Below are 26,006 nucleotides of genomic sequence, written 5' to 3' on the forward strand. Positions count from 1 at the left end.
ATGATGAAAGGGAAAAAAGAGCATGTGAGCATACGTCCATTAGACGAAACTGATCTAGAGGTCGTGTGGCATTTAAAGTTTAAAGCATCAGACCAGTCCTATCGAAAGTGGAATGCACCTTATTTTCATGAACACGAGATCCCGCTTGCTGCATTTAAGAAACGATATGTACAGGATGACGCCATTCCGCCAAAGCTATATGGCATTGTCATAGGTGGCGAATTGAAAGGCACCGTTTCTTATTATTGGGAGAATGAACGAACGCGCTGGCTTGAATGCGGGATTCTTATTTATGACTCATGTTTTTGGAATGGAGGAGTTGGAACAAAGGCCTTAAATCTATGGATTAATGAGTTATTTTCACACATTGATATCCCGCGAATCGGTCTCACCACCTGGTCTGGGAATGAACGAATGATGCGGTGCGCAGAGAAATGCGGGTTTACCCTTGAGGGAAGACTGAGAAAGGTCCGTTACTACCAAGGAGAGTATTATGATTCTATGCGTTACGGGATGCTGAGAGAGGAATGGCAAAGCCTTCTGCAACATTCAACTGAATAATTCCTTTTCTTTTTAGTAAAAAAGTAGCGGGATTGAATAAACTAAAAAAGAAGGGTGGCGAATGAGTTGCGTTGGATTACCGGATGGTTTGTGTCGATTATAGTGGCCGTTTACCTATTTGTAGATGCGCCTAAACATGGGAAGAATAAATGGCTGTGGGCGATTTTAGGCCTTTTATTCGGGCTCTTTACATTTGGAATATACCTGATCAAAACAGGAAGAAAAGGATTGGGCTGGACGGTTCTGATCGTGTCCATTATCATCTATTCTATTTTCATTCTAGTCTATGTCTTTTACTTCTTATTGCTGATGATCGGATACTCAAACGCATAATAGAAAGCACGTGTGTACATAAGGGGGAGTTTGATCTTGAGAATCACGGGTTTATTCGTTTCACTTGCTGTTGCCATTTATTTATGGTTTGATGCGCCAAAGCATGATAAAGACAAATGGCTGTGGGCCATTTTAGGTGTCTTATTTAGTACGATCGTTCTCGGTATTTATTTGATCAAGACAGAGAGGAAGGGACTTGGCTGGACCATTCTTATTTTAACGATTTTGTTTTACCTCATGCTGCTCATCTCTGTTTTGATCGGTATCATTCTTTTTTATCAGGTGGGTCCTTCATGAAGAAGGGCTTTTTTCTTTTACCTTTTGCGCAGGCACACCTGCAATAACAATCTTCTCCTCGTGAAAAGAACGGTTTACCACAGCATTTGCTCCGATGGAAATATGATTTGCAATATGGATATCCCCAAACAGCTTAGCACCTGGGCCGATCCATACATGATCCCCAATGGTTGGCACATCCTTTTTATGATGATTCTGACCAATATTCACCCCTTGATGAATATCACAAAATGCCCCAATTTTTGCATACTTGTTCACAATTAAGAGCCCCGTATGATTGATTCTAAGACCGGGACCGAAGACACCAATCGGGATATCAAAGCCAAGCTGCATGCCTTTCTTTTTATGTAAATAGCGATAAAACCATTTGCGAAGTGCAGCACCGCTATTAGAATAGTATTCATATTTTCGTAAAATCCTTTGATATTTCCATGTATCATCCCCAAACCACTTAGGTCGTTTGCGCTTAATGGCTAATGCTTTTTTGTCCTGAGCTAAGTAGTGGTGAAGATCATGCTTTGTTAAAATCATCAGATCCCTCTCCAATCCCTTTTGTTTCAGAGAAATTATACCATTATAACCATTTATATCAATATAGAATGACGTTTCTTTCTTTCTTTTTCTACATCATTTTCATCCAGTTTCCTATATAAAATGAGAGTTTCATCATGATTAGAGCAAAAGAACTAGGAAGAATGATTTGTAATTTTTTTCTACATCATTCCGTCTCATCCGTTTTATGTCTTTATGGCAGTAGAGGTTTGTAAAAATTACACGAAAATACTCGCTAAAAAGAGAATATAGCATTCATATGCTTTTCGAATCATCTTTTTGAATACAATTGACTTTCATATCTCACATCCTCTAGGCTAGTAAATGAAAATGATAATCTTTATCAATTGGAGGAGTGTTTTATTATGTCCATCAAAACCGTTTCTAAAAATCAGCAATTTTTAGAGCAGCAAAGTCAAAGAGAATCGAATGCAAGGTCTTACCCGAGACGGTTCCCATTAGCCATGCAAAAAGCCGAGGGTATGATCGTGACAGATGCGGATGGCAGAGAGTTTTATGACTGCCTGGCAGGCGCAGGAACACTTGCACTTGGTCACAATCATCCAGTTGTTATAGATGCAATTGAACGTATGCTTCATGAAAAAAGACCGTTGCATACGCTGGACATAACCTCAGAAATTAAAGAAGAATTTGTGAATGAAATTTTTTCACACTTGCCAGAAGAGTTTGCAAAAAGAGCCAAAATTCAATTTTGTGGGCCAACTGGTGGTGACGCCATAGAAGCAGCAATTAAATTAGTCAAAACAGCGACAGGGAATAGAAGCATTCTATCATTCCATGGTGCGTATCACGGTGCGACACATGCCACGATGTCATTAAGTGGGAATTTATCTCCGAAGGAAAGAGTGCAAGGGTTAATACCTGATGTTCATTTTATGCCTTACCCATATGAATATCGCTGCCCATTTGGAATTGGTGGGAAGGATTCGCACCGCATTTCAAGTTCGTATATTGAGCGCGTATTAAATGATCCTGAAAGTGGTATTCTTCCGCCAGCAGGTATGATCTTTGAAGCAGTGCAGGGCGAGGGAGGCTCCATTCCAGCATCGATTGAATGGATGAAGGAAATGAGAAGAATCACAAAAGAAAAAGGGATCCCACTCATTATTGATGAGGTTCAATCAGGCATTGGCCGAACAGGTAAGATGTTCGCCTTTGAACATGCAGGAATTGTACCTGACGTTATTGTGCTGTCAAAAGCCATTGGTGGAAGCCTGCCGCTTTCAGTTGTGATTTATGATCAAGATTTAGATCAATGGAATCCAGGTGCACACATCGGGACATTTAGAGGGAATCAAATGGCGATGGCTGCAGGAACCGCTACGCTTAAATTTATCAAAGAAACCAACCTGCTTGATCATGTAGAACGGTTAGGAGATCGTATGCAGGCTCATCTAAAAGACATCCAAAAACAAGTCCCTGCTCTCGGTGATGTTCGAGGGAGAGGTTTAATGATTGGCGTTGAAGTAGTCAATCCAAATGAGAAACAGGATGTGGATGGAAGCTATCCAGCGAATCCAGAGCTGGCCAGTCTTATTCAAAAGAATTGCTTTGATAAAGGATTAATTGTGGAGACAGGAGGCCGTTTCGGAAGTGTCATTCGATTCCTGCCACCACTCATTATGACAGAAGAACAGCTTGAAAAAGTCATCGCTATTTTTAAAGAGGCCGTGTACGATGCCATCAACTAAAGCTTCTGTGGATTCATTATTTATCAATCAAAGCCAGCTTGGAAGAGAGTCCTTCCAAGCGGCTCTTCATACATCTATCGATAGCTTACTGGATCAATGGCAAAAAGACACAGGCCCCTACAGTGGAATATTGCCTGGGAAATTAGCGGCTAGTGTCGAATCATTATTCCGATTTCAACCGTCTGGAGAATCCATTGAATCTGTCTTTCAGGATATAAAAGAACATCTTTTGCCGCATTTGATTGATGTATCGCATCCTAAATGCTTGGCACATCTGCATTGTCCACCGCTCATTCCTGCACTTGCCGCAGAGGTGATGGTAAGTTCCTTTAACCAATCAATGGATTCTTTTGATCAAAGCGGTATTGCTTCTTTGGTTGAGGAAGAAATTCTCAAGTGGCTATGTGCGAAGTTTTCTTATGGCGGCCTAGCAGATGGGACTTTTACAAGCGGTGGAACCCAATCTAACTACATGGGGCTGCTTCTGGCGAGAGATGCCTTTTGTGAAAACACATGGCAGTGGAATGTTCAGCAGAAAGGCTTGCCAAGTGAATCTCACCGCATGAGAATCCTTTGCTCGAAGAATGCTCACTTTACTGTGAAAAAATCTGCCTCCCAGTTAGGTTTAGGAGAGCAGGCAGTCGTACTAGTCGAGACAGATGAGCATCATCGAATGGACCTCAATGATTTGAAAAAGAAGCTGGCTGAGTTGAGGGAGCAGAACTTGCTGCCTTTTGCGGTAGTAGCAACTTGCGGGACAACGGATTTTGGCAGTATTGACCCAGTTCGAGAGGTATATGACCTCGTCAAGCCATACGGCCTGTGGATTCACGCGGATGCTGCCTACGGCGGAGCACTTGTATTAAGCGAAACCTACCGAAGTAAATTAGACGGTATTGAGCTTGCAGATTCGATCACGATCGACTTTCATAAACAATTTTATCAGCCGATCTCCTGCGGGGCATTTTTGCTAAAGGATAAAAGGCATTTTGGTTTGATTGATTATCATGCAGATTATCTCAATCCAAAGGAAGATGAGCTGGAAGGAATTCTACATCTCGTTAATAAATCTGTCCAAACAACGCGCCGATTTGACGCGCTGAAATTACTACTATCACTTCGTCTTATTGGAGAAGAAGGGTTTGGCAATATCATAGACCATACGATCCATTTTGCGAAGGATGTGGCTGCGCTCATTGAAAAAAATGCTCACCTTGAAGTGATCAATCCTGAGCCAGAAATCAATGCAGTTGTGTTCCGATTTAAGGATGACCACCAAACAGATGATGTCAATAAAATCATTCATCGCACATTATTCCAAACAGGAACTGCTGTCGTTGCAAAAACAGTAGTGGATGGTCAAACCTGCTTAAAATTCACTTTGTTAAATCCGAGAACGACAATCACACATATTGAGGAAATCCTTTCTGACATCGTTGATATCGGGATCGCTCATATTCAATCCGGGAGGGTACTACGTTGAGTCAATATAAACAAATGGCTGAAAATGCAACCATGCAAAGCTTTTTAAACTGTTTTTTACGCGAAACAGGAATCGATCGATCTGCAAAAAAAGAGACGAGAGCAGATGGCTCGCTTGTCTTCATCGCAAAACTAGCAAAGCAAGATCTAGAGCTTGTGATTCCGATCCGATATGTTTCATCTGTTGGCCGCCATCTCTTTGATTTTCCGATTCGCTTTCGCCCGCAAGGCAGTGAACAAGAGGGCGCAATCGTCGATTACACGACACTTGTTGCTTTATGTTCAAAGGAGCTTCTCATTGAATATGGCCGTACAGATGCAGAGGATGAATTCATGCTTCGCATCATTTTAAGCTGCCGAAATATTGAACGGTTCTTAAAGGAGCGAGAAAGTGATCGAGCCGCTCTTTCTGAAGCCGATTTTGAGTATATCGAGGCTGAGCAGTCACTTCTCCTTGGTCATTTAACGCATCCTACCCCAAAAAGCAGACAAGGAATGACAGAGGAGGAGGAAGCGATCTATTCTCCTGAGCTGAAAGGGACTTTCCAGCTTCATTACTTTAAAGCGCATCATTCGATTGTGCTTCAGGATTCGTCAATTACACAGTCTGCGGCAAGCCTCATGCTAGAGGAGCTCTTGCGCCAGGTACCAGCAGAAAAAGAGAGACTGAATACGTTATTAGAAAACGGAGAATATGTGCTCATTCCGATTCACCCGCTTCAAGTGAAGGTGGTCATGGAGAAAGCGTTCGTGAACCGTTATATAGAGGAAGGGAAACTCACTTATTTAGGACCGATGGGTTCTGAATACACAGCGACTTCATCTTTCAGAACCGTCTATCAAAAGGATTCTGCTTACATGCTCAAATTCTCTGTTCCTGTGAAAATTACAAACTCCTTACGTGTCAATAAACAAAAGGAACTGGATCGCGGAGTAGAGATGTCGCGCATTTTAAAAACAGAATTAGGCGTTTCTCTATACGACGAATTCTCTGGATTCCGGGTCATTGAAGATCCTGCCTATTTATCCATTCAAGGAGAAGAGGCGGAATCTGGCTTTGAAGTAGTCATTCGTCAAAATCCATTTTTACATCGTGAAAAAGGGGCAAGCTTAATTGCTGGATTATGTCAGGATCATGCGTATGGTGGAAAATCGCGATTAGCAGGGATCATCCATGACCTTGCAGACGCAGAAGGTCGATCACCAGAGGCTGTAAGCCAAGATTGGTTTAAGCAATATTTAACCATTTCGTTAGAACCGATGCTCTGGCTGTTTGAAACGTATGGTCTTGCACTGGAAGCCCATCAGCAAAACGCTGTTGTGCAAATGAAGGGTGGTTACCCGCACACCTTCTATTATCGTGACAACCAAGGCTACTACTATAGTGAATCGAAAAAGGATAAACTCGCAAATCTTGTCCAAAACCTGAGCGTGAGAAGTGAAACGATTTGTGCAGATGAGGTAGCCGTTGAGAGACTGCGTTATTATTTCTTCTTTAATCATTTATTTGGTCTCATTAACGGTTTTGGTACAGAAGGTCTGGCGAAAGAAGAAGACTTGCTCGCGCTCGTGAGAGACACATTGCTTGCTCATGAGGAAACTTACGGGGCATCTGAGCTGACAAACAGCCTTCTGCGCTCAAAAGAACTGCCTTCAAAAGCGAATTTGCTGACACGGTTTGAAGATATGGATGAACTGACAGGATCTCTGGAAACACAGTCTCGTTACACAGCTGTCTTGAATCCGCTCTTTTTACATAAGGAGGCGCTGATTGGATGAGGGATCGTATTAAGTTTATTCGCGCTGAATATGAAAGAGATGTCCGGCTTGTCCACAAGTGGATGCAAGAGGAGTATGTTCACCCATTTTGGCATTTGAATATTCCATTTCCTGCTTTTGAAAAGCATTTTTATCAGGCGATTCATGATCCGCATCAAACCCTATATTTAGGCACAATTGATGGGACGCCCATGAGTTATTTTGAGGCATACAACGTCAAAGGTGACATCATTGAATCTTACTATCAGCCTTCTCCGCATGATCAAGGAATCCATCTATTAATAGGGGAGCCGGATTATGTGGGAAAAGGTTTTGCGACCCCGCTACTTCTGGCCATGACAGCATTTCAATTTGAGCAGAACAAACGAACAGAAAAAGTCGTCGCTGAGCCGGATATTCGCAATGAAAAAATGATCCATGTATTTGAAAAATGCGGCTTTGAACGTGTAAAACCAGTCAATTTACCGGATAAAACAGGTCTTTTAATGTTTTGTGATCGAGAACGATTCGAAAGGAAGTATAACCATGACGCGGTTCAACAAGCAAAATAATGTAGTGGATGTAATAGGAATTGGCATTGGCCCGTTTAACTTAGGACTTGCCGCATTATCTGAAGAGGTAAATGAAATTGACGCTTTGTTTTTTGAAAGAAGTGAAGCCTTTCATTGGCACCCAGGGATGCTCATTGAGGGGACGACACTGCAGGTTCCCTTTTTAGCGGACCTTGTCAGTATGGCAGATGTGAAAAGTAAATATAGCTTTCTCAACTATTTACAGGAACAAAACCGTTTGTATTCATTTTACTTTCTAGAGGATTTTCATATCCCGCGCAAGGAATATAGTCATTATTGCCGTTGGGTCGCAGACCAGTTAGACTCTTGCCGATTTGGCATGAACGTCGAATCTGTCTCATTGATCGAGAAAGCAGGAGAAAAGCGATATGAAGTGCATGTGCGTCATGTGAAAGACCAAACGGTAGAGGTGTTTGAAAGTAAGCATCTCGTCTTAGGAATTGGTACACAGCCGGCGATACCAGCATCGCTCCAGCCAGCTTTAGGAGAGAAAGTTTTTCATTCTGCCGACTATTTAAAACGAAAGAAAGAAGGCTGTTTCAAAGGGAAATCTGTGACAGTGATCGGCTCTGGTCAAAGTGCGGCAGAAGTGTTCTATGATATTTTATCAGATGATGAGGCGAAGGATATTCACTGGTTCACACGCTCTAAAGGATTTTTCCCAATGGAATATTCAAACCTTGGTCTTGAATATTTCTCTCCAGATTATATTGATTTCTTTTATGAGCTTCCGCAAACAAAAAAGGATGCGTTGTTAAAGCAGCAAGACTTGCTGTATAAGGGCATCAGCTCTGCAATGATCCGTGATATTTATCATTTGCTTTATGAACGTTCTGCCTGCGGAGAGCAGTTGAACACAGTGCTTCAAGCGATGACAGAGGTCAACTTGATTGAGGAAACAGCTTTCGGCTTGTCCCTTTCATGCACGCAATGGGTCAAAGAGGACACCTTTACCCACGAGACAGATATTGTTGTGCTGGCGACGGGCTATCAATCCGTACTGCCGCCGTTTATCAACCCAATTTCTCATCACATTCAATGGGATGATCAAGGACGGTTCCAAGTCGAACGTGAATATCGCTTGAAAACAAATACAATGGGTGAAAATGATATTTTTGTCCAAAATGCAGAGCTTCATACACATGGCGTTGGCGCTCCGGATTTAGGTCTTGGCGCTTACCGAAACAGTGTGATTATCAATGAACTTGCTCGTCAAACCGTGTATCCACTTTATCAAAAGCACGTCTTCCAGACATTTGGTACACAAAAGAACGTCAATACATTCGAAGAAATCAAAGGTTAAGGAGGATGAAGCGATGAGTGTACAAGATGAATTGAAAAAAGCGGTGAATCCTGCTGCTTGGAAAAAGGCAAACCAGCGAATGGTGGCAAAAATGCTGTCTGAATACATGTATGAGGATATGCTTCATCCCGTGCAGCTAGATCATAAGGATGGCATTGCTCAGTATGAATTAATCATTCACGAACATAAGAAATATCGCTATCTTGCAAAACCTCGTTTGTTTGATAGTTTTGATACAATCGCTGAATCAATCGAGTGCTGTCAAGACGGAAAATGGTCAAAGGATGTCAGTGCAATTGTGTTTTTACTAGACATTCAGCCGCTCATTCCAATGTCTTCTGAGACAACAGGACACCTAATAAAAGAGCTTCATCACACCCTGTTAGCAGATGTACATTTGCTGTCGAAAAAAGCACTTCGTGCGCATGAACTGACAGATACTGATTATGCATGGATTGAAGGAGAAATGACAGGTCATCCTTGGATTGTGTATAACAAAGGACGCATTGGGTTCAGTTACGATGACTACCTAGCCTATGCACCTGAAAGGCAAGAAAGTGTGCAGCTGTCTTGGATTGCTGTTCACCGGGACCTTGCCACATTCCATGCAGTCGATCATGAAAACTATGAGCAGGTAATTGCCAAAGAGTTAGATGAAGTCACGATTCGTCAATTTCACCGCGTGCTAAAGGATGAAGGATTGAATACAGCTGATTATTATTTGATGCCTGTTCATAAATGGCAGTGGACACATATGATTATTCAACATTTCCCAGAAGATTTGGCGTTGCGCCGGATTGTGTATGTAGGAGAGGGACTGGATCAATATATCCCGCAGCAGTCGATCAGAACCTTTACGAACATCTCAAATAAAGGCAAGCATCATATTAAACTGCCAATGAGCATTTTAAATACACTCGTGTACCGAGGACTTCCGTCAGAACGGACAGTCATTGCCCCTCGCATTACAGCGCATATTAAAGGGATCGCGGATCAAGATTCATTTTTATCTGATGTCTGCCGCGTGATATTACCTGGTGAGAATGCAAGTATCAATGTCGATCATCCTTACTATAGCAAACTGCCTGGTGCGCCGTATCAATATCTTGAAATGCTCGGTGTCATTTTTAGAGAAAGCATTTACTCGTACTTAGATGAAGGAGAGCACCCTGTTACACTTGCGGCACTCACTTATGAGGATCATGAAGGTGAGCCCTATGTGAAACAGCTGATTGAAAAATCAGGTCTCTCAGCAAAAGAGTGGATGGCGAAATTTTTCCATGTGGTGATGCCGCCGCTATTGCACTTTATGTATCAATACGGCACCGTCTTTTCACCGCACGGACAAAATACGATTCTTGTGTTAAAAGATCATCAGCCTCATCGTTTGGCGATTAAAGATTTTGTTGACGATGTGAACATTAGTGATCAGCCGCTGCCTGAATTGGCCTCACTAGGAGAAAATTTGAAAGAAGTGCTGCGGAGTGAGCCGCCGGAAGGGTTAGTGCAGTTTATCTTTACAGGATTGTTTATTTGTAACCTGCGTTACGTATCAAATGTGTTAGACAATCATCAACTGTTAGATGAAACAGCGCTTTGGCGCTTGCTTGCTGAAGAAATTCAGCAGTATCAAAAGCAATTCCCACAGCTGAAGGACCGTTTTGACCTATTTGATCTATTCCAGCCGAAGCTGACAAAGCTGTGCTTAAATCGAAATCGAATGATTGATTATGGGTATGGAGATGGAGATGACCGTCCGCATGCATCAGAGCATGGAAAGGTCACAAATGCACTCGCGCATGTTCTTTCGTCCGCCTGTGAGAAGTAATAGAAAAGCTGTAGACATCAAGTGTCTACAGCTCAGCGTGTAGACAAACCCTCGCATTCTTTGTCAGTCCTGTGCGCTGGTGCTCACGAATTGCAAATTCGCTCCGCGCCAGTGCTCGGCCTTCCTAGACTTCAAAGGTTTTCAATCACGCTGAAAAGAAGACAAAGGGCTAAAATAAAGATCATTTTAGCCCTTTGTCAACAATCTGAAGCTGTAGACATCAAGTGTCTACAGCTTTTTATATTTTACGAAAATGCTTGAGAGGCAAGGAAATAAAGAAGGGCGGGATCGTTCAGCTTTTCTTTTCCGCGAATCATCATAAAATGAGCTTTGTTTGTTTTCGTAAAACCTGCTTCAACAAGTGATTCATGGAGGCGTTCAGCTGTTTCCTCCTGCATATCTAAACGAATCGGACCCGAATAAGACGAAATGAGAGAACGGATCAGCGAGAGAGTTGTAAGTTCATCATTTGCAGCAAGCGGTCCAATCATTAAATTGGCAGGTGTTTCAACACCAAACGCAAAGCCAGTTGTTTCGTGACGTTCATTCTTTGCAATGATACGCCGTGCTGCTCGGTTCATCCTGTTTTTTAAAAAGCTTGATCGATTTGTGCCTGCTCCTTTTTCATCTAGTGCTTCAATACACGGAAGGTGCGATTCATCGGCAGGAGACAGGTGGATGTCATCTGACACACGAAGCGCTTCTGGGTTTGGGTTTTGCGCTTTGTAAGTCGTAATGTAACCAACCGTGTGAAACCCGATTTTTTCGTAAACTGGCCGCCCTTGGACAGTAGCGGTTAAAACGACAGGAATGCTTTGATCACATTGATCTAGCAGGGTGTCAATCATGTTCCTTGCAAGACCTAAGCCGCGATGTGTCTCAGATACAATGACAGCACCAATTGACGCCATTCGATCATATTGGAAAAGTCCTGCACATGAGATGACTTGTCCATCCGCTGTTGAAAAACCTGTGAAATATCCATTTGTTAAAAGAGATGTGAGCTCTTCCGCATTGTAATCAGGCCAGTCTACCTCTTGAGACAATGCGATAAGATCTGGTATGTCATCGAGTGTTAATGCTCGTTGAACAACGTTTGTCATGACACGCAACTCCTTCTTAGCTGAATTCATCTATGTGTATCGTACCATAAGAAGGTATAGTGTAAAAATTGAAGTTTATCTAATTTTCCCAGCAAAAAAGAACCTCCAGTTTCGGAGGTTCTGCATTAATGAACATTAAAATATCGAGCTTCAGGATGAGAAACGACGATCGCTGAAACAGATGCTTCAGGTTCCATCATAAATCCTTCTGTTAGATGGATGCCGATTTTTTCAGGCTGAAGCAGCTTGAACAGCTTTTCTTGGTCTTCAAGATTTGGACAAGCGGGATAACCAAAGGAATAGCGCTGCCCTTGATATTTCGCTTGGAATCGTTTTTCCATTGTGAAATCGACTGGGTCAGGGAAGCCCCATTTGTCACGAATCACTTGGTGGGTTCTTTCGGCTAATCCTTCTGCAAGCTCAAGTGCTAGAGCTTGAACTGCATGCATTTTTAAATAATCTCCTTCTTGCTTAAATTGCTGCGCGACTTCACGTATACGCGCACCAGCTGTAACGGCAAATAAAGCAATATAATCTTTCTCCTTTTCACCGCTTCCCCGCACATAATCAGAAATGGAGCGGTACGGAAGCTTCTCCTGTCTTGGAAATTGGAATGTTTCAATGATACGGTTAGGCACTTCGGGATCATAAATATGCAGATCATTTCCGTTTGAACTAGCAGGATAAAATTGATAGACAAACGCTGGGGCAAACCAGTTTTTTTCTCTACCTTCGTTTAGAAGGTCTGTGACAAGCTGCTTTAATTCCAATGCTTTTGGATGCTGTTCGGCCAACAGCTTTTTGACCTTTCCTTTTAATCCAAGGTGGTGGCCGATGAGCATTTGTTCATTCACATAAGGCATAATGTGATGCAGGTCGATATCCCTTACATAATGACGTGCCGTATTTTCCGGCGTGAAAATAGGTGCCTCAGGGAGTGCCACACGTTTTTCTAGTAATTCAATGACAGCTTGTGGCTGCTTTGTTTCTTTCTCTTTGACAGGTGCCACAGACTCTTCATCGGGCTTTATTTGAAACTGAAAAGGATTTGCTTTTAACTCATTGGCTAAAGATAAGCCGTCCATCGCATCTTTTGCGTAAAGGACCGGTCCGTCATAATGAGGCGAAATCTTCATTTTCGTAAATTTACGAGAAAGTGCAGCGCCGCCGACCAAAATGGGCACGGAAATATTCGCTTTTTGTAAATCCTGAGCGGTGAGTACCATTTGCTGGGCTGACTTCACAAGTAATCCTGATAATCCAATCATATCGGGCTTTTCCTTTTGCACAGCTTCGATCAATGTTTGTGGTGTCACCTTAATCCCGAGGTCGACCACTTGAAAGCCGTTATTGCTCAAAATGATGTCGACAAGGTTTTTCCCAATATCATGGACATCTCCTTTTACAGTGGCAAGTAGAATCTTACCTTTCCCGCTTGCATGCTGCTTTTCCATATATTGCTCGAGATACGATACAGATGCCTTCATGACCTCTGCCGATTGAAGCACTTCCGCCACAATCAGTTCGTTTTGGTTGAAAAGACGTCCAACCTCAGCCATTCCCTGCATTAACGGACCATTGATGATATGAAGTGGTGATTCAAATTGCTCTAGAGCAAGGGATAAATCATCGATAAGACCTTCTTTTGTTCCTTCGACGACGTAGAGTGCTAGCCTTTCATCAAGTGATAAGGAGACCTTTGGTTTTTTCACCGTTTTCTTTTTGCCGCGGTAAAATTGGGTGAATTCAGCAAGGGTTTGATCATTTGTTTCATAGAGCAACGTTTCGGCGAGCTTGATTTCTTCCTTTGGAATAGAAGCGAAGCGTTCAAGTTTTTCTGTATTCACAATGGCGTAGTCAAGTCCTGCTTGGACGCAGTGATACAAGTAGACGGCATTCAAGATTTCTCTCCCATGAGGCGGGAGTCCAAAAGACACGTTGCTGATGCCTAAAATCGTCAAGCACTCAGGCAGGTTTTCCTTGATCATCTTGATGCCTTTGATCGTTTCTTCGGCAGCGCCAATATACTGCTCGTCTCCAGTGCCTACTGGAAAGACAAGTGGATCAAAAATGATGTCACTTGCGGGAATGCCATATTTCTTCGTTAATAGATCATGAGAGCGTACCGCAATCTCCAGCTTTCGTTCTGCTGTTACGGCCATCCCTGTTTCATCGATCGTGCCGACAACAAGTGCACCGCCGTACAGCTTCACAAGTGGAAGAATTTCTTCGAAGCGTTCTTCGCCATCCTCAAGGTTAATGGAATTGATGATGGCTTTCCCTTGGGAATATGTGAGCGCTTTTTCGATCACGTGTTTATCCGTTGAATCAATGACAAAAGGGGCTTTGACTTTTTTCATAGCCTCTTGTAAAAAGCCTTCCATGTCAGCCGCCTCCTCGCGATCTGGATCAGCGAGACACACATCAATCACGTGAGCGCCGTTTTTTACCTGTGCACGAGCAATTTCTGATGCTTCTTCAAACTTTTGTTCCGCAATGAGTCGTTTGAATTTGCGTGAACCAATCACGTTGGTTCGTTCTCCTACAAAAAGAGGGCGCATTGACTCCTCATATACCAGGGGCTCAATTCCTGATACGGTATGCTGAGACGATTCATGCGCAATGTGACGTGGCTGAATCATTCGTACTTCATCTGACAATGCCTGTATATGTGCAGGTGTTGTTCCGCAGCAGCCGCCAACAATATTTAACCAGCCTTCCTTGGCAAAGGCGGAAATTTTTTTAGCAAGTGAAGCAGGGGATTCATGATATTGACCTTCTTCATCTGGTAGACCAGCATTTGGATAGCAGCTAACCGCTGACTTGGCGATGGAGGAGAGCGTGCGGATATGGTCTGTCATGAATTCAGGACCCGTCGCACAGTTCAGGCCGACACTCATTGGTTTCATATGCTGAAGAGAGATATAAAAGGCTTCAATATCCTGACCAGCGAGGGTAGTGCCCATCGGTTCAATCGTACCTGATACCATAAGAGGCAACTCAATACCTGTTTGCTGGAAGGCTTCCTGAATGCCTTTGAAACCAGCTTTTACATTCAGCATGTCTTGACTTGTTTCTAAAAGAAGGGCATCACATTTGCCATCAATCAAGGCGCGGGCCTGCTCTTCATAGTTTCTGACGAGCTCATCGAAGGTTGTGCCGCCTGTCACAGATAATGTTTTCGTAGTGGGACCCATCGCACCTACAACAAATCGAGGCTGCTCCGGCGTGGAAAAACGGTCAGCTTCGTCCTTTGCCAGCTGGGCAGCCCGTATATTGAGTTCATAGGCAAGGTGGCCAAGCCCGTATTCGTCAAGGACGAGCTTTGTAGCCCCGAACGTATTTGTTTCAATGAGGTCGGCGCTTGCCTCAAGGTATTCTCTATGAATCGCGCGGATGGTGTGAGGGGCTGTCACATTCAAATACTCGTTACAGCCCTCATACTCTTCTCCGCCAAAGTCTTCTGCTGTGAGATTGGCATTTTGAATCATGGTCCCCATTGCACCATCAAGGACGAGGATGCGTTTCTTAAGCTGTTCAGTGATAGTTGACATGGGTGTTTGACTCCTTTTCTTTCTGATGAATGTAGGTGGTTAGTTCTGCTGTTAAGTCTGATCGAAGGAAAGGGGTAATTAAATAAATGCCGTTAAACAATTCGCAGGCTGTATCTAATAAAGAGCGGGCAATCGCTAAGCCTTCTGCTCGCTGCTTCTCTTTATCCTCACCAGCCTTGGCCATAATGTCACGAATGGAATCAGATAATTTGATGCCTGGAATTTCATGGTGAATAAACTCCGCATTTCGGCTGCTTGTTAATGGCATAATGCCAATATAAATCGGTTTATCTAAATGACGGCTCTCCTCATGAATTTTCACAAGCTGTTCCTCAGAATAAACAGGCTGTGAAATAAAATAATCAGCACCGTATTCGATTTTTTTCTCAAGACGTTTGACCGCTTTATCAATGTGGCGAACATTCGGATTAAACGCGCCAGCTACTGAAAAATTGGTCTTTTTGCCAAGGGGCTTTCCTGAGAAAGAAAGGCCTTCGTTGAACTGCTTAATCAGCCGAATCAAATCAAAGGAGGTTAAATCATACACAGACGTTGCCCCTGGGAAATCTCCAATCTTAGAAGGGTCGCCTGTAATGGCTAAAATATCAGTTAAACCAAGGGTGTCAAGACCCATCAAATGGGATTGAAGCCCAATCAAATTACGATCACGGCATGTGATATGGACGAGTGAACGCATATCAAGCTGCTGTTTCAATAAAGCACCGCAAGCCACATTGCTAATGCGCGGAGTTGCAAGAGAATTATCAGCCAATGTCAAGGCATCAATACCTGCATTCTTTAATTCATTTGCCGCGACGAGGAATTTTTCGAAGTTCAGCTTCTTCGGCGGATCAAGCTCTACAATAATCGTCCGTTTTTTCGTAGCGAGTTCATCAAGACCTGGTTCAGTCCGCTGATCTTGAATCGAAATGATTTCTTCTTTTAATACTTTTACCTCTTTTTCAGTGATCGGGGCTAAATCCTTGACCGCTTCAGCCATTGCGTGAATATGCTGAGGCGTTGTTCCGCAGCAGCCGCCGATAATACGTGCGCCTTGATTTCTAAATTCAAGTGCACTTTTTCGAAAATAATCGTTATCTGTATCATAGACGAGTCTGCCTTCTTCAAGAGAGGGAAGACTGCTATTAGGATAGACTGATAAATGGGAATTTTCTAAAATTGGAACACCTTCGAGTGCCTGAATCATATGATAAGGGCCCAGCCGGCAGTTGATGCCAACGACGTCTGCGCCAAGAGAGGACAATTCAGATAAACCATCCTTGAGCGGTGTTCCATCCTGCAACACACCTTGTTCATGCATGGAGACGTTCATGACAATCGGGAGAGTCGTTTCTTTTCGTGCAATTTGGAGAACGGCCTTCGCTTCTTCCATGTCATAATACGTTTCTAGCAATAATCCATCGGGCTGCTCATTTAATAGAATGTATAGCTGCTCCCTAAAGCTTCGTTTAATTTCTTCAATCGTATAGGCATTTTTGTTAAACGTTCGAATGCCGCCGATCGTTCCAAGGACATAAGCAGAGCCTGCGGCTGCTTTTGCGATTTGCACCGCCTTTGTATTGATACGCTTTGTTTCTTCCTCTAAGCCGTAGCGGGATAGTTTAATATAATTTGCGCCATACGTATTTGTTTGAATGATGTCCGCACCAGCCTGCACATATGCTTCGTGCACGCGCCTTACTTCATCTTCTTTCGATAAATTTAATTCTTCAAAGCAGCGGTCAATGCCGTAAGAGTATAAAAGTGTTCCCATTGCACCGTCAGCAATCAGTACGCGGTTTTGTAAGTCTTGTAATAGGCCCATTGGTTTCCTCCTTATTTTTATGTAACAAAAAAAGCCTTCTGATAAGAAGAAGACTTTTTGGCTGTATCGTAATTCTTCTTCTTATCTTCCAAGCAGTTGCTTGCTGGATTTAGCACCTTGGTCATAGAAAATATATTTCTACTACACCGGTTGCTGAGGCTTCACAGGGCCAGTCCCTCTGCCTCTCTTGATAAGAAAGCGATATGAACATGTCAATAAATTGAACTTCCATCCACTGTATCGAAAAAATCGGAAATAATCAATGGAAAATTTGAAATTTATCGAAAATTTATAAATTGAACGTCAATCGGTAAATCTGCCTTGCGCATAAGAGAAATAACCTCTTGTAAATCATCTTTATTTTTTCCTATTACACGCACTTGGTCATCTTGAAACTGTGACTTTACTTTAATGCCGGATTGCTTAATGAGTGCATTGATCTTTTTGGCGTTGTCTTGATCAATTCCGCTGATCAGCTTTGCACGCTGGCGTACGGTTCCGCCAAGGGCATGCTCGGTTTTTCCGTAGTCGATGTTTTTAGTTGGAACATTTCGTTTGATCAGCTTTGACACAAGTACATCTTTTAGCTGCTCCAGCTTAAAGTCATCATCAGAGATGAGCACAAGCTCTTCTTTTTCAAGAGAAATATCACTTTTACTTCCTTTAAAATCATAACGGTTTTTAATTTCCTTCAGCGCTGCTTGAACGGCGTTTTGCACCTCTGGCAGTTCAACCTTCGATACAATGTCAAATGAGCTTTCTTTTGCCATAACACATGACCTCCATGGATAGATATTGCGTCTATTTTATCATGCAACGTGGAGAAGAAGAAACTTTATCGAAGAGACGAGTCAAAGAGTTCTGCTGGCAGCGGTATAAATCGCGTTCGGTTTGACCACTTTAGCTAACAGAACTAGAGATGTTCATGTGAGGAGAAGTATAGTAGAATAAAGTGAATCAAAAGATGAACGAACGCTCTTTTATGAGCAGATAGGAAGGAAGAGAACATGAGACCAGGTGAGCAACTGACCTTGCAAATAGAGAACGAGATGGAATACGGTTACTTTTTGACAGATGGTGAAGATTCTGTCCTCTTGCACCGCAGTGAAATGACAGAAGATATTGGTGACCAAGATGAAGTAGAGGTCTACTTATACGTAGATCATGAAGAAAGACTAGCTGCGACGATGAAAATACCGACAATCAATGCGCATACATATGGCTGGGTAGAAGTCGTAGACGTCCTAGAAGACATGGGCGCATTTGTGGATGTTGGGCTGTCAAAGGATGCACTTGTTGCAACAGAACATCTACCGCCTTTTGAGGAAGCATGGCCGAAAAAAGGAGACAAACTTTACTGTATGCTGAAAGTCACAAGCTACGGCAGAATGTTCGCAAAGCCAGCCACTGAAGATGTGATCAGTGAATTGTTTACTGAAGCACCCGAAACCTTAATGAACAAAGAAATCACTGGTACGATTTATCGCTTAATTGCGACAGGCTCTTTTATGCTGACAGATACAGGCGTGCGAGGGTTTATCCACCGTACGGAACGAAAGGAAGAGCCAAGATTAGGATCGACCGTGACAGGACGCGTCATTGCAGTGAAAGAGGATGGAACCGTGAACGTTTCTCTGCTTCCTAGAAAACAGGAAGCGTTATCTGTCGATGCAGAAGAAATCTTAACCTATATGAGAACGAGAAATGGTGCTATGCCTTATGGAGACAAAAGTGATCCAGAAGACATCCGCGAACGATTCCAAATGAGCAAGGCAGCCTTTAAACGAGCATTAGGTCATTTGATGAAAAACGGCCTAGTTTACCAAAAAGAGGGCTGGACATACGAGAAAAAATGAGCAGCGTGAAAGAGAACCCTAACCTCATGGGTTTTCATATCACACTGAAATGAAGAAAAAGGGATAAAATCATCATGGTTTTATCCCTTTTTTTATATTTGTTATAAATAATGGGTTTTTTCAGTGAAAAAAGTCATGAAAAAAGCTGAAAAACCTTCACTTAATCATTGAAACAACGCCTCTCAAATCCGATAAGAAAGGAGTAAGGATGATAAAAGGAGTGTGTGTTTGGATGAAAGTGAAAATTTCATTGCTTCTGTTGGTAGCCGTGCTTATGGTGCTCGCCGCATGCAGCAATCAACAAGGGAAACCACCAGCATCAAATGCGAAGCATATTGGCGTTATGCTCACAGATGATGGTCTTGGTGATCAATCATTTAACGATTCATCGTTTAAAGGATTAGAAAAAGCACGTGATGACCTAGGCATTGAATTTGATTATAGAGAAATTGCAGAAACCGATACATATGAAAAAGGACTGACCGAGCTTGTAAAAGCTGGCAATGATCTCGTCATCGGGGTAGGCTTTAGTATGCAAGAAGACTTAGAAAAAGTCGCAAAGAGATATCCGAAGAAGCACTTTTTGCTCATCGATGCCGTATCTGAGCTGAAAAATGTGACCTCCGTGACGTTTAAAGAAGAGCAAGGCAGCTATTTAGCGGGCGCACTTGCTGCAATGACAACGAAAAGTGATGTCATTGGATTTGTTGGCGGTGTCGATGCGGAGTTGATCCATCGTTTTGAAAAAGGGTTCCAAAAAGGCGCCAAATCAGTGAATCCGAACATCAAGATCTTATCCACCTATGCTAATACGTTTAGTGATGCGGACAAAGGCAGTAAAATAGCCAAAGGCATGATCAAAAAGAAAGCAGACGTTTTATATGCCGCAGCTGGCTATACAGGTGTCGGTGTATTAAAAGAAGCGCAAGCGCAGGGCAAATATGCCATTGGTGTAGATAGTGATCAGTATTACACCGCTGAAAAAGCGGTGATTTCGTCCATGGTAAAAAAAGTCGATGAAGTGGTCTATCAATTCAGCGAACAGCTCGTCAAGAGCAATCAAATCAAAAATGGGCATGTTATTTACGACTTAAGCAATGACGGAATCGATATGGCAAGAATTCGGGTGCTCAAAGATGCCGAAACATTGACCAAAAAAGTAAATGAACTGAAGCAGAAATTGCTAAAAGATGAGGGGGACGCATCATGAGCTTGCGCATCAAAATTTTACTCAACTCACTCGTCTCACTTCTTTTAGCAGTTGGCGTCATCGCCTTTATCATTGTCAGTATGACAAAGATCCAATCATCAAATGAAACAGAAGTTCAAACCTTATTAAATGTTCAAAAAACAAAGGCAAGCTTTGAAAGCGTCGAACAAACCATGACCAATTATTCAATGACACTTTCTGATGAACAGCTAGAGGTTGTTCAAACCGGTATTTCTACAGCAAAAAAACAACTGCAAACCTTAAACAAACATGCAGGAAATATAAATAAAGGTGAATTAACAAGGTTAAATGCAAAATATGACACGTGGACCAAAGAAGCAAATAATGCCATTGGTGAAAAAAACGCATCGGATACAAGACGGGTCGCTGCAAGAATTGATGGTGTTTTAAACGACATCCATACAATGAATAAAAGAGCAGAAGAAGCATATAAACAAAATCTAGAGAATACAGCGGATAATGTGCAATGGATCATCACAAGTGCACTCGTCGCAGCCCTCACACTGATTGTCATTGCTGTCTTTTTAAATATTGGATTAACAAGATCCATCGTGACACCGATTAAATCACTTTCCTACCGAGCGAAGCAGATCGCAGAAGGCAACCTTGCTGTCGAGCGAATGGATATTCAGCGTAAGGATGAAATCGGCGGCTTGAATGAATCCTTTAATCAAATGACAGATCAACTGATTAGTTTGATTAAAGAAATCAGTAATGTCTCAAGTCAAGTAGAGACATTCTCGATCCAGTTAGATGATGAAAACAAAAAGCTGATGGAATCTGCAAATCAAGTATCTGTCTCGACAGACGAAATGGCAAATGGGTCACAAGCCATTTCAGAGGATCTCCAGCATGGCGTTAGCTTGATTGAAAAGATGGATCAGCATGGACGTAAAAATTCCGAACGTTCACAAACAGTCATCCAAAGTACAGAGGATGCGATAGAAGCAGTGGAAAGTGGAAAGCACACGTTAACAGAAACAAAAACGGCGATTGAAAAAAATACACATGCCACAAGGCAAATCGAGCAGTCGGCAGGAGAATTCACGCAATATGCTAGCGGGATCTCGGCTATGGCCAAAACAGTTTCTGACATTGCGGATCAGACAAACTTACTTTCGCTAAATGCGGCAATCGAAGCGGCAAGAGCAGGTGAGGCTGGAAAAGGCTTTGCCGTTGTAGCAGATGAAATTCGTAAGCTTGCCGACGAATCATCTAACGCTACAAGACAAATCTTTGATATGGTCAGTCATATTGAAAGAGGCATTCAATCCATTAGTCAAACTGTCAAAGAAGGAGTCAAGCTTTCACTTCAACAGCAGGATGCGATGGACAAAACCTCACACTCCTTTGAAGATATAGAAACAAAAGCGCAGCACATTAAACAAGAAATGGCGGTCTTAAATGACCAAATTGTTCAATCAACAGAGCTTGGCGGACAAGTGCTCAACTCGATTGAAAATATTAGTGCAGTTGTAGAAGAAACAGCAGCTGGCAGTGAAGAAATTTCTGCCTCGGCCAATGAACAGCTGCAATCATTCCATCAAATGAACAAACAGGTAGAAGAACTGATGAGTATGACGGCAAGGTTAAATGAAACCGTCCACCGTTTTAAACTTTCATAAGTCATAAGAAAAGCACCCTTCCCGTGATGTGTCAGGGAAGGGTGCTTTTTATGATGGTTTGCCTGTAAAGAAGATGGCAAGCGTGCCTGGGCCTGAATGGGACCCAACAGCTGCGCCGACAATCTGAATATCAATTTCTTTTGGATGAAATTCGGCTTCAATCAATTGTTTCATGTCTTCTGCAAGTGCAGGATCATCACCATGACTAATGCCAACAGTTTGATTTGACCAATCCGTTCCACGTTCTTTCATCAGTTCAATAATGCGTTTCAACAGCTTTTTACGTCCGCGGATTTTCTCAAGGGGGATGAGCTTTCCATCCTCGACGTGTAAAATGGGCTTAATACTCAATAAACCGCCAACAAATGCGGACGCTTTACTAATTCTTCCGCCTCTTGCTAAATACGATAAATCGTCTACAGTAAAAATATGTTGTAAAGATTCGCAAAAATGCTTTACAGACGTTTCAATTTCTTGTATTGTATTTCCGTCAATGGCAAGTGATTGAGCGTGTTTGACAGCAAGCCCATAGCCGAGTGAAGCACATTTAGAATCAATGATTCGTAAATCAAAATCAGGGTATTCTTCCTTCACTTCGTTTGCCATCATCATAGCGGTTTGATATGTACCAGAAAGCTCTGATGAAAAGGCAACATAGATTGCAGATGTATGGGTTTGTGCGAGAGAAACAAAGGCTTCTTTGATTCGGTTTGGTGAAGCTTGTGACGTTTTTGGGCTGGCACCTTGTCTCATTGCATCAAATACTTGTTTTGGTTCAATGGTGACCAAATCTTCAAATTCCTCTTCGCCAAGCAATACACGGAGCGGAATAACCGTCATGTTATGTTCATCATAATAAGAAAGAGGCAGATCAGCAGCACTGTCTGCTATGATATGAACAGTCATCAAAATCCCTTCTTTCTAAAAAAATCAGCCATATTTTACAACTTTTTAGCCTAACTATATCACAGAAATCAACTTTTCGTGTTCAAATTCTAAATTTTAGGGAAAACCATAGAGAGAATGGTAAGTGGAGGAATGACAATATGTTCATCGGAGAAGCAAAAAAACTCATTGTCGTCGTCATTGGTGCACTGCTCAATGCGATTGGACTGAATTTATTCTTAATCCCAGCTGATGTATACGCGAGTGGGTTTACAGGGGTAGCGCAGCTGTTATCCAGCTTAATGGATCAATATGCGCCATTTTATGTATCCACAGGGATTCTATTATTTATTTTAAATATTCCAGTCGGCATTTTAGGCTGGATGAAAGTGGGCCGTTCCTTTACGTTTTACAGCATCATCAGTGTGGCACTGACGACCATTTTCCTCGGCATCTTACCAGAAACGAGTGTTTCACATGATATTTTACTAAATGCTGTGTTTGGCGGCGTGATATCCGCAGTAGGGATTGGGATCACGCTCAAATTTGGGGCATCGACAGGCGGACTCGACATCATAGCCATGATCTTAGCGAAGTGGAAGGATAAACCAGTCGGCACGTATTTCTTCATTTTAAATGGTATCATCATTTTTACAGCAGGATTATTACAAGGTTGGGAGAAAGCATTATATACCCTTGTCACATTGTATGTGACCACAAGGGTCATTGATGCCATCCATACAAGACATGAGAAGCTGACCGCGATGATTGTAACGAAGAAGGCTGATGAAATCAAGGAAGCCATTTATGGAAAAATGGTCAGAGGTATTACGACTGTACCTGCAAAGGGAGCTTTTACCAATGAGCCAAAAGAAATGATGGTGATCGTCATTACAAGGTATGAGCTGTATGAACTTGAACAAATTATTAAAGAAGTCGATCCAAAAGCCTTTACAAATATTGTGCAAACAACTAATATTCTTGGATTTTTCAGACGAGATTAAAAGGTGGGTAGCGAATGAAAAAAGGGTTGGTGCTTCTCCTCGTTGTATTGATTTTAACCGCTTGTGGACAACAAAAAAAGGATGAACCAAACAAGGAGGTATCAGGTCAAATGGGAGAAAAAACGGTTGTACTCACAGTAGACCCCGTCCAGAAAGGTTCTTCGGTTCAATTTAACATGTCACTGAAAAATGAATCAGATCGAGATATTGAATTTACCTTTAACACAAGCCAGAAATTTGAGCTCAGTGTGTATGATGAAAACGGAAATGAACAATATCGCTATTCAAAAGACCGTATGTTCACACAGGCCATCCAATCATTTGTACTAAAGAAAGGCGAAGCCTATGATTTTCAAGATACGTGGTCAAATGGTGTCAAGCCGGGAACGTATGAAGCGGTCGTCACATTTAAAGGAAAAGCAGAAGGGCTGAAGCAAATCACGGAAAAGAAAACGTTCCAAGTGAAATAAGTGCTTTCAGCTTCATGAGAATCAGAAAAAGCTGTCCAATGTTGGACAGCCAGATTGTAGAGAAACTCATGTTTTTCTACAATCTTTTTTATTTTCATCGTAATGATGATGGATGAGATTAAAGAAAAAGGCCTCCCACACACCTAGCCTAGCTTCGCTAGGTGTGTGGCAATCTTCTTCATGTTCTGACAGGCAGCTGTGAGAAGCACTTGCTCACTCACATTTTGTTTTCCCCTCAACCGGCAGTAGCGAAGCCCATGCAGTTGTTTTGAATCTGCAAAGCTTCGCTCTATTTTTTCTTTTCTTTTTTTATATAGCTCTTTTCCAGAAGCAGACAGACGATTTTGTCTGATCTTTTCTTTATGTTCTTCCCATACATGTCTTGAGATCACTTTTTGATGATTTTTCGACCTTGTACAGCTCTCTAGGAAAGGACACGATACGCATTTTTTAGGGTCTGATTTGTAGAATCGATAACCTTTTCGATCAGTTGTTGTATATAATAGCTTCTCGCCATTTGGGCATATGTAGTGATCATGTTCAGAATCATACTGAAATTTCCATTTCTCAAATAATCCTCTTGTTGGATGAAAGCGTCTATGTGCGATGACACCAAAAATACGGCGATCGGATAAACCTTTACAGATTGGGGTTGTCAAATAACCAGAATCAAGGGCAACAGCTTCTACTTGAAAACCAAATCGGGCGATTTGGTGATCCAATCGATCAAGATACGGAACAGAGTCATGGATATTGCCGGGCGTGACATGGGCATCCGTGATGATATTGTACTTCATATCCGTTGTACGGTGGTCTAGGTAGAAAAAGCCTTCTGGCTTGTTTTCACGATAAAGATAGCCACTTTCAGGGTCAGTCGTACTTTGACGAATGTCTTTTTCCGTTTTCACCTCCTCTTTTACCTTTAAGGGCTTTTTTCCGTGTACCTCTCGATCTTCTTGGATCGCTTCTTCTAAATCATTTATATAGTTCTGAGTATCTTGTTCAATCGTTTTTCTCGTATATTTATGTTTATTGGCATTGGCTTTAAGATGAGTCGAATCAGTAAAAAGAACGCGGCCTCCTACCATATCATGATTGATGGCTTGAAGCACAATTTCATCAAAAATGTCTTGAAAAATCGTTGTATCTTTGAATCGAGTACGACGATTCCAGCTAATGGTCGAGTGGTGGGGAACGGGGTCATTGATGTTCAAACCTAAAAACCATCTATACGCCATGTTATAGTAAATTTCTTTTTCAAGTTGTCTTTCAGAACGGATACCGTACAGGTATCCGATAAACATCATTTTGAACAAAATAAGTGGATCAAGAGAAGGACGACCTTTATTCTCACTATAATAGGGTTTGACTTTATCTACGATAAATGAAAAATCAATGTACTGATCAATTTTACGAAGCAGGTGATCCTCTTCGACCAGTTGATCTAGCAATACAAATTCGGCTTCGTGCTGAGAAGAATTTCTAGTGTGGAACATGAGAAAAACACCTTCCTTTAGTATGCTTTTCTCTATTATAAAACGGGGGAATGGAAACTTTAAGGGAAAAAATAAAGCTGTCGAGATTTTCTCGACAGCCTGGCTGTCCAATGTTGGACAGCTTTTTTATGTTAGAGATCATCGAGCAAGTCTTGGAAGGTATGCAGCTGGTTTCTTTCTGCATCTGTCGAATTGGCAAATGCAGAAGATACGGCATTTTTGGCTCGTTTGACCGCCTGTTGACGCTCTAACCCAGATGAAAATGAAGAAGTAAGGGCTTCTTCAGTAAATGATTTGGCTTGATCAAAAAGTTCGTTTCTCACAATGAACCTCCAGAAGCATCAGTCTTCATATTTTCTCTGCCAGACGCTTCTTCAAGCGTAGAACGATAAGGAAAACGTGCGTCATGCAGACTGACTGAATCTTTACCTTGTTGTATAAAGCGTTTCGATTTGCTTCTTTTACCCATTCGGAATCCGCCCCTTTACACAAGTTGACAGGACAACCTGTCTAAAGGTAGTATGCCCGCTTCCTTCGG

General features: G+C 42.2%; 23 protein-coding genes and 1 riboswitch. Of the genes, 14 read left to right on the forward strand and 9 right to left on the reverse strand.

The features are described 5' to 3' along the window. Nucleotides 1-3 precede the first annotated feature (3 nt). The 3 genes from MHI11_RS05795 to MHI11_RS05805 all read left to right on the forward strand — a co-directional run bounded on the left by MHI11_RS05795 (nucleotide 4) and on the right by MHI11_RS05805 (nucleotide 1,191). Complete coding sequence (locus MHI11_RS05795; protein ID WP_106064967.1) at nucleotides 4-561, forward strand: GNAT family N-acetyltransferase; 558 nt, start codon at nucleotides 4-6, stop codon at nucleotides 559-561. 66 nt (nucleotides 562-627) lie between these two features. After that, entirely contained in the window at nucleotides 628-894 is a 267-nt protein-coding gene (locus MHI11_RS05800) for a hypothetical protein (protein ID WP_003212235.1), read from the forward strand. A 36-nt stretch (nucleotides 895-930) separates the two neighbouring features. Continuing rightward, entirely contained in the window at nucleotides 931-1,191 is a 261-nt protein-coding gene (locus MHI11_RS05805) for a hypothetical protein (protein WP_044139886.1), read from the forward strand. Here MHI11_RS05805 and MHI11_RS05810 read toward each other — a convergent pair. After that, nucleotides 1,186-1,722, reverse strand: coding sequence for a serine O-acetyltransferase (locus MHI11_RS05810; RefSeq protein ID WP_340960642.1), 537 nt, complete (start codon nucleotides 1,720-1,722; stop codon nucleotides 1,186-1,188). The two genes, MHI11_RS05805 and MHI11_RS05810, sit on opposite strands and share 6 nt — an antisense overlap. Before the next feature lie 386 nt (nucleotides 1,723-2,108). Between MHI11_RS05810 and MHI11_RS05815 the strand changes: the two genes are divergently transcribed. Genes MHI11_RS05815 through MHI11_RS05840 form a run of 6 tightly spaced genes read left to right on the forward strand, consistent with a single transcriptional unit; the run spans nucleotide 2,109 to nucleotide 10,419 of the window. After that, nucleotides 2,109-3,455, forward strand: coding sequence for an aspartate aminotransferase family protein (locus tag MHI11_RS05815; RefSeq protein ID WP_340960644.1), 1,347 nt, complete (start codon nucleotides 2,109-2,111; stop codon nucleotides 3,453-3,455). Further along, the gene (locus tag MHI11_RS05820) at nucleotides 3,442-4,938 is read left to right on the forward strand and encodes a pyridoxal phosphate-dependent decarboxylase family protein (RefSeq protein ID WP_044139889.1); all 1,497 of its coding nucleotides are present in this window, start codon (nucleotides 3,442-3,444) and stop codon (nucleotides 4,936-4,938) included. The genes MHI11_RS05815 and MHI11_RS05820 overlap by 14 nt, the downstream gene beginning before the upstream one ends. Beyond that, entirely contained in the window at nucleotides 4,935-6,716 is a 1,782-nt protein-coding gene (locus tag MHI11_RS05825; RefSeq protein WP_340960647.1) for an IucA/IucC family protein, read from the forward strand. The genes MHI11_RS05820 and MHI11_RS05825 overlap by 4 nt, the downstream gene beginning before the upstream one ends. After that, nucleotides 6,713-7,267: a GNAT family N-acetyltransferase gene (locus MHI11_RS05830; protein WP_113768406.1), complete on the forward strand. Its 555-nt coding sequence runs from the start codon at nucleotides 6,713-6,715 to the stop codon at nucleotides 7,265-7,267. Before MHI11_RS05825 ends, MHI11_RS05830 begins: the two co-directional genes overlap by 4 nt. Then, nucleotides 7,242-8,591: a lysine N(6)-hydroxylase/L-ornithine N(5)-oxygenase family protein gene (locus MHI11_RS05835; protein ID WP_340960649.1), complete on the forward strand. Its 1,350-nt coding sequence runs from the start codon at nucleotides 7,242-7,244 to the stop codon at nucleotides 8,589-8,591. Before MHI11_RS05830 ends, MHI11_RS05835 begins: the two co-directional genes overlap by 26 nt. Nucleotides 8,592-8,604: 13 nt before the next feature. After that, complete coding sequence (locus MHI11_RS05840; protein WP_340960651.1) at nucleotides 8,605-10,419, forward strand: IucA/IucC family protein; 1,815 nt, start codon at nucleotides 8,605-8,607, stop codon at nucleotides 10,417-10,419. A gap of 245 nt (nucleotides 10,420-10,664) precedes the next feature. Here the strand turns inward: MHI11_RS05840 and MHI11_RS05845 are convergent, their stop codons facing one another. The 4 genes from MHI11_RS05845 to MHI11_RS05860 all read right to left on the reverse strand — a co-directional run bounded on the left by MHI11_RS05845 (nucleotide 10,665) and on the right by MHI11_RS05860 (nucleotide 17,671). Next, nucleotides 10,665-11,522, reverse strand: a complete 858-nt coding sequence (locus MHI11_RS05845; RefSeq protein WP_340960652.1) for a GNAT family N-acetyltransferase — start codon at nucleotides 11,520-11,522, stop codon at nucleotides 10,665-10,667. 125 nt (nucleotides 11,523-11,647) lie between these two features. Beyond that, nucleotides 11,648-15,076, reverse strand: a complete 3,429-nt coding sequence (gene metH, locus MHI11_RS05850) for a methionine synthase (protein WP_340960653.1) — start codon at nucleotides 15,074-15,076, stop codon at nucleotides 11,648-11,650. Then, the gene (locus tag MHI11_RS05855) at nucleotides 15,060-16,901 is read right to left on the reverse strand and encodes a bifunctional homocysteine S-methyltransferase/methylenetetrahydrofolate reductase (RefSeq protein ID WP_044139898.1); all 1,842 of its coding nucleotides are present in this window, start codon (nucleotides 16,899-16,901) and stop codon (nucleotides 15,060-15,062) included. The genes metH and MHI11_RS05855 overlap by 17 nt, the downstream gene beginning before the upstream one ends. A 78-nt stretch (nucleotides 16,902-16,979) precedes the next feature. Beyond that, a riboswitch (SAM riboswitch) is annotated at nucleotides 16,980-17,098 on the reverse strand. An 81-nt stretch (nucleotides 17,099-17,179) separates the two neighbouring features. Then, entirely contained in the window at nucleotides 17,180-17,671 is a 492-nt protein-coding gene (locus tag MHI11_RS05860; protein ID WP_044139900.1) for a YajQ family cyclic di-GMP-binding protein, read from the reverse strand. A 237-nt stretch (nucleotides 17,672-17,908) separates the two neighbouring features. On the opposite strand from MHI11_RS05860, the gene MHI11_RS05865 reads away from it, so the two are divergent. The 3 genes from MHI11_RS05865 to MHI11_RS05875 all read left to right on the forward strand — a co-directional run bounded on the left by MHI11_RS05865 (nucleotide 17,909) and on the right by MHI11_RS05875 (nucleotide 21,613). Continuing rightward, on the forward strand, nucleotides 17,909-18,757 hold the full coding sequence (locus MHI11_RS05865; protein ID WP_003212403.1) for a CvfB family protein: 849 nt from the start codon (nucleotides 17,909-17,911) through the stop codon (nucleotides 18,755-18,757). Nucleotides 18,758-18,989: 232 nt separating this feature from the next. Further along, on the forward strand, nucleotides 18,990-19,967 hold the full coding sequence (locus MHI11_RS05870; protein WP_065098875.1) for a BMP family lipoprotein: 978 nt from the start codon (nucleotides 18,990-18,992) through the stop codon (nucleotides 19,965-19,967). Beyond that, the gene (locus MHI11_RS05875; protein WP_106067193.1) at nucleotides 19,964-21,613 is read left to right on the forward strand and encodes a methyl-accepting chemotaxis protein; all 1,650 of its coding nucleotides are present in this window, start codon (nucleotides 19,964-19,966) and stop codon (nucleotides 21,611-21,613) included. The genes MHI11_RS05870 and MHI11_RS05875 overlap by 4 nt, the downstream gene beginning before the upstream one ends. Nucleotides 21,614-21,661: 48 nt before the next feature. On the opposite strand, the gene MHI11_RS05880 is transcribed toward MHI11_RS05875, so the two are convergent. Further along, nucleotides 21,662-22,519 carry a DegV family protein gene (locus MHI11_RS05880; RefSeq protein WP_340960654.1) on the reverse strand — a complete coding sequence of 286 codons (858 nt, stop codon included), beginning with the start codon at nucleotides 22,517-22,519 and terminating at the stop codon, nucleotides 21,662-21,664. A 140-nt stretch (nucleotides 22,520-22,659) separates the two neighbouring features. On the opposite strand from MHI11_RS05880, the gene MHI11_RS05885 reads away from it, so the two are divergent. Both MHI11_RS05885 and MHI11_RS05890 read left to right on the forward strand, forming a co-directional pair. After that, the gene (locus MHI11_RS05885; RefSeq protein WP_003211320.1) at nucleotides 22,660-23,502 is read left to right on the forward strand and encodes a YitT family protein; all 843 of its coding nucleotides are present in this window, start codon (nucleotides 22,660-22,662) and stop codon (nucleotides 23,500-23,502) included. 14 nt (nucleotides 23,503-23,516) lie between these two features. Then, nucleotides 23,517-23,972 (forward strand): BsuPI-related putative proteinase inhibitor, encoded by a 456-nt coding sequence (locus MHI11_RS05890; RefSeq protein ID WP_044139906.1) that lies wholly within the window; start codon nucleotides 23,517-23,519, stop codon nucleotides 23,970-23,972. A gap of 143 nt (nucleotides 23,973-24,115) precedes the next feature. On the opposite strand, the gene MHI11_RS05895 is transcribed toward MHI11_RS05890, so the two are convergent. The 3 genes from MHI11_RS05895 to MHI11_RS05905 form a co-directional block, all read right to left on the reverse strand. After that, complete coding sequence (locus MHI11_RS05895) at nucleotides 24,116-25,468, reverse strand: IS1182 family transposase (protein WP_340960248.1); 1,353 nt, start codon at nucleotides 25,466-25,468, stop codon at nucleotides 24,116-24,118. Nucleotides 25,469-25,599: 131 nt separating this feature from the next. Beyond that, nucleotides 25,600-25,791 carry a DUF3813 domain-containing protein gene (locus tag MHI11_RS05900; RefSeq protein ID WP_024425070.1) on the reverse strand — a complete coding sequence of 64 codons (192 nt, stop codon included), beginning with the start codon at nucleotides 25,789-25,791 and terminating at the stop codon, nucleotides 25,600-25,602. Continuing rightward, nucleotides 25,788-25,937, reverse strand: coding sequence for a hypothetical protein (locus MHI11_RS05905; RefSeq protein ID WP_060699564.1), 150 nt, complete (start codon nucleotides 25,935-25,937; stop codon nucleotides 25,788-25,790). Before MHI11_RS05905 ends, MHI11_RS05900 begins: the two co-directional genes overlap by 4 nt. Nucleotides 25,938-26,006: the final 69 nt, after the last annotated feature.

The organism is Bacillus sp. FSL K6-3312 (assembly GCF_038007485.1).
Taxonomy (GTDB): Bacteria; Bacillota; Bacilli; order Bacillales; family Bacillaceae; genus Bacillus; species Bacillus pumilus.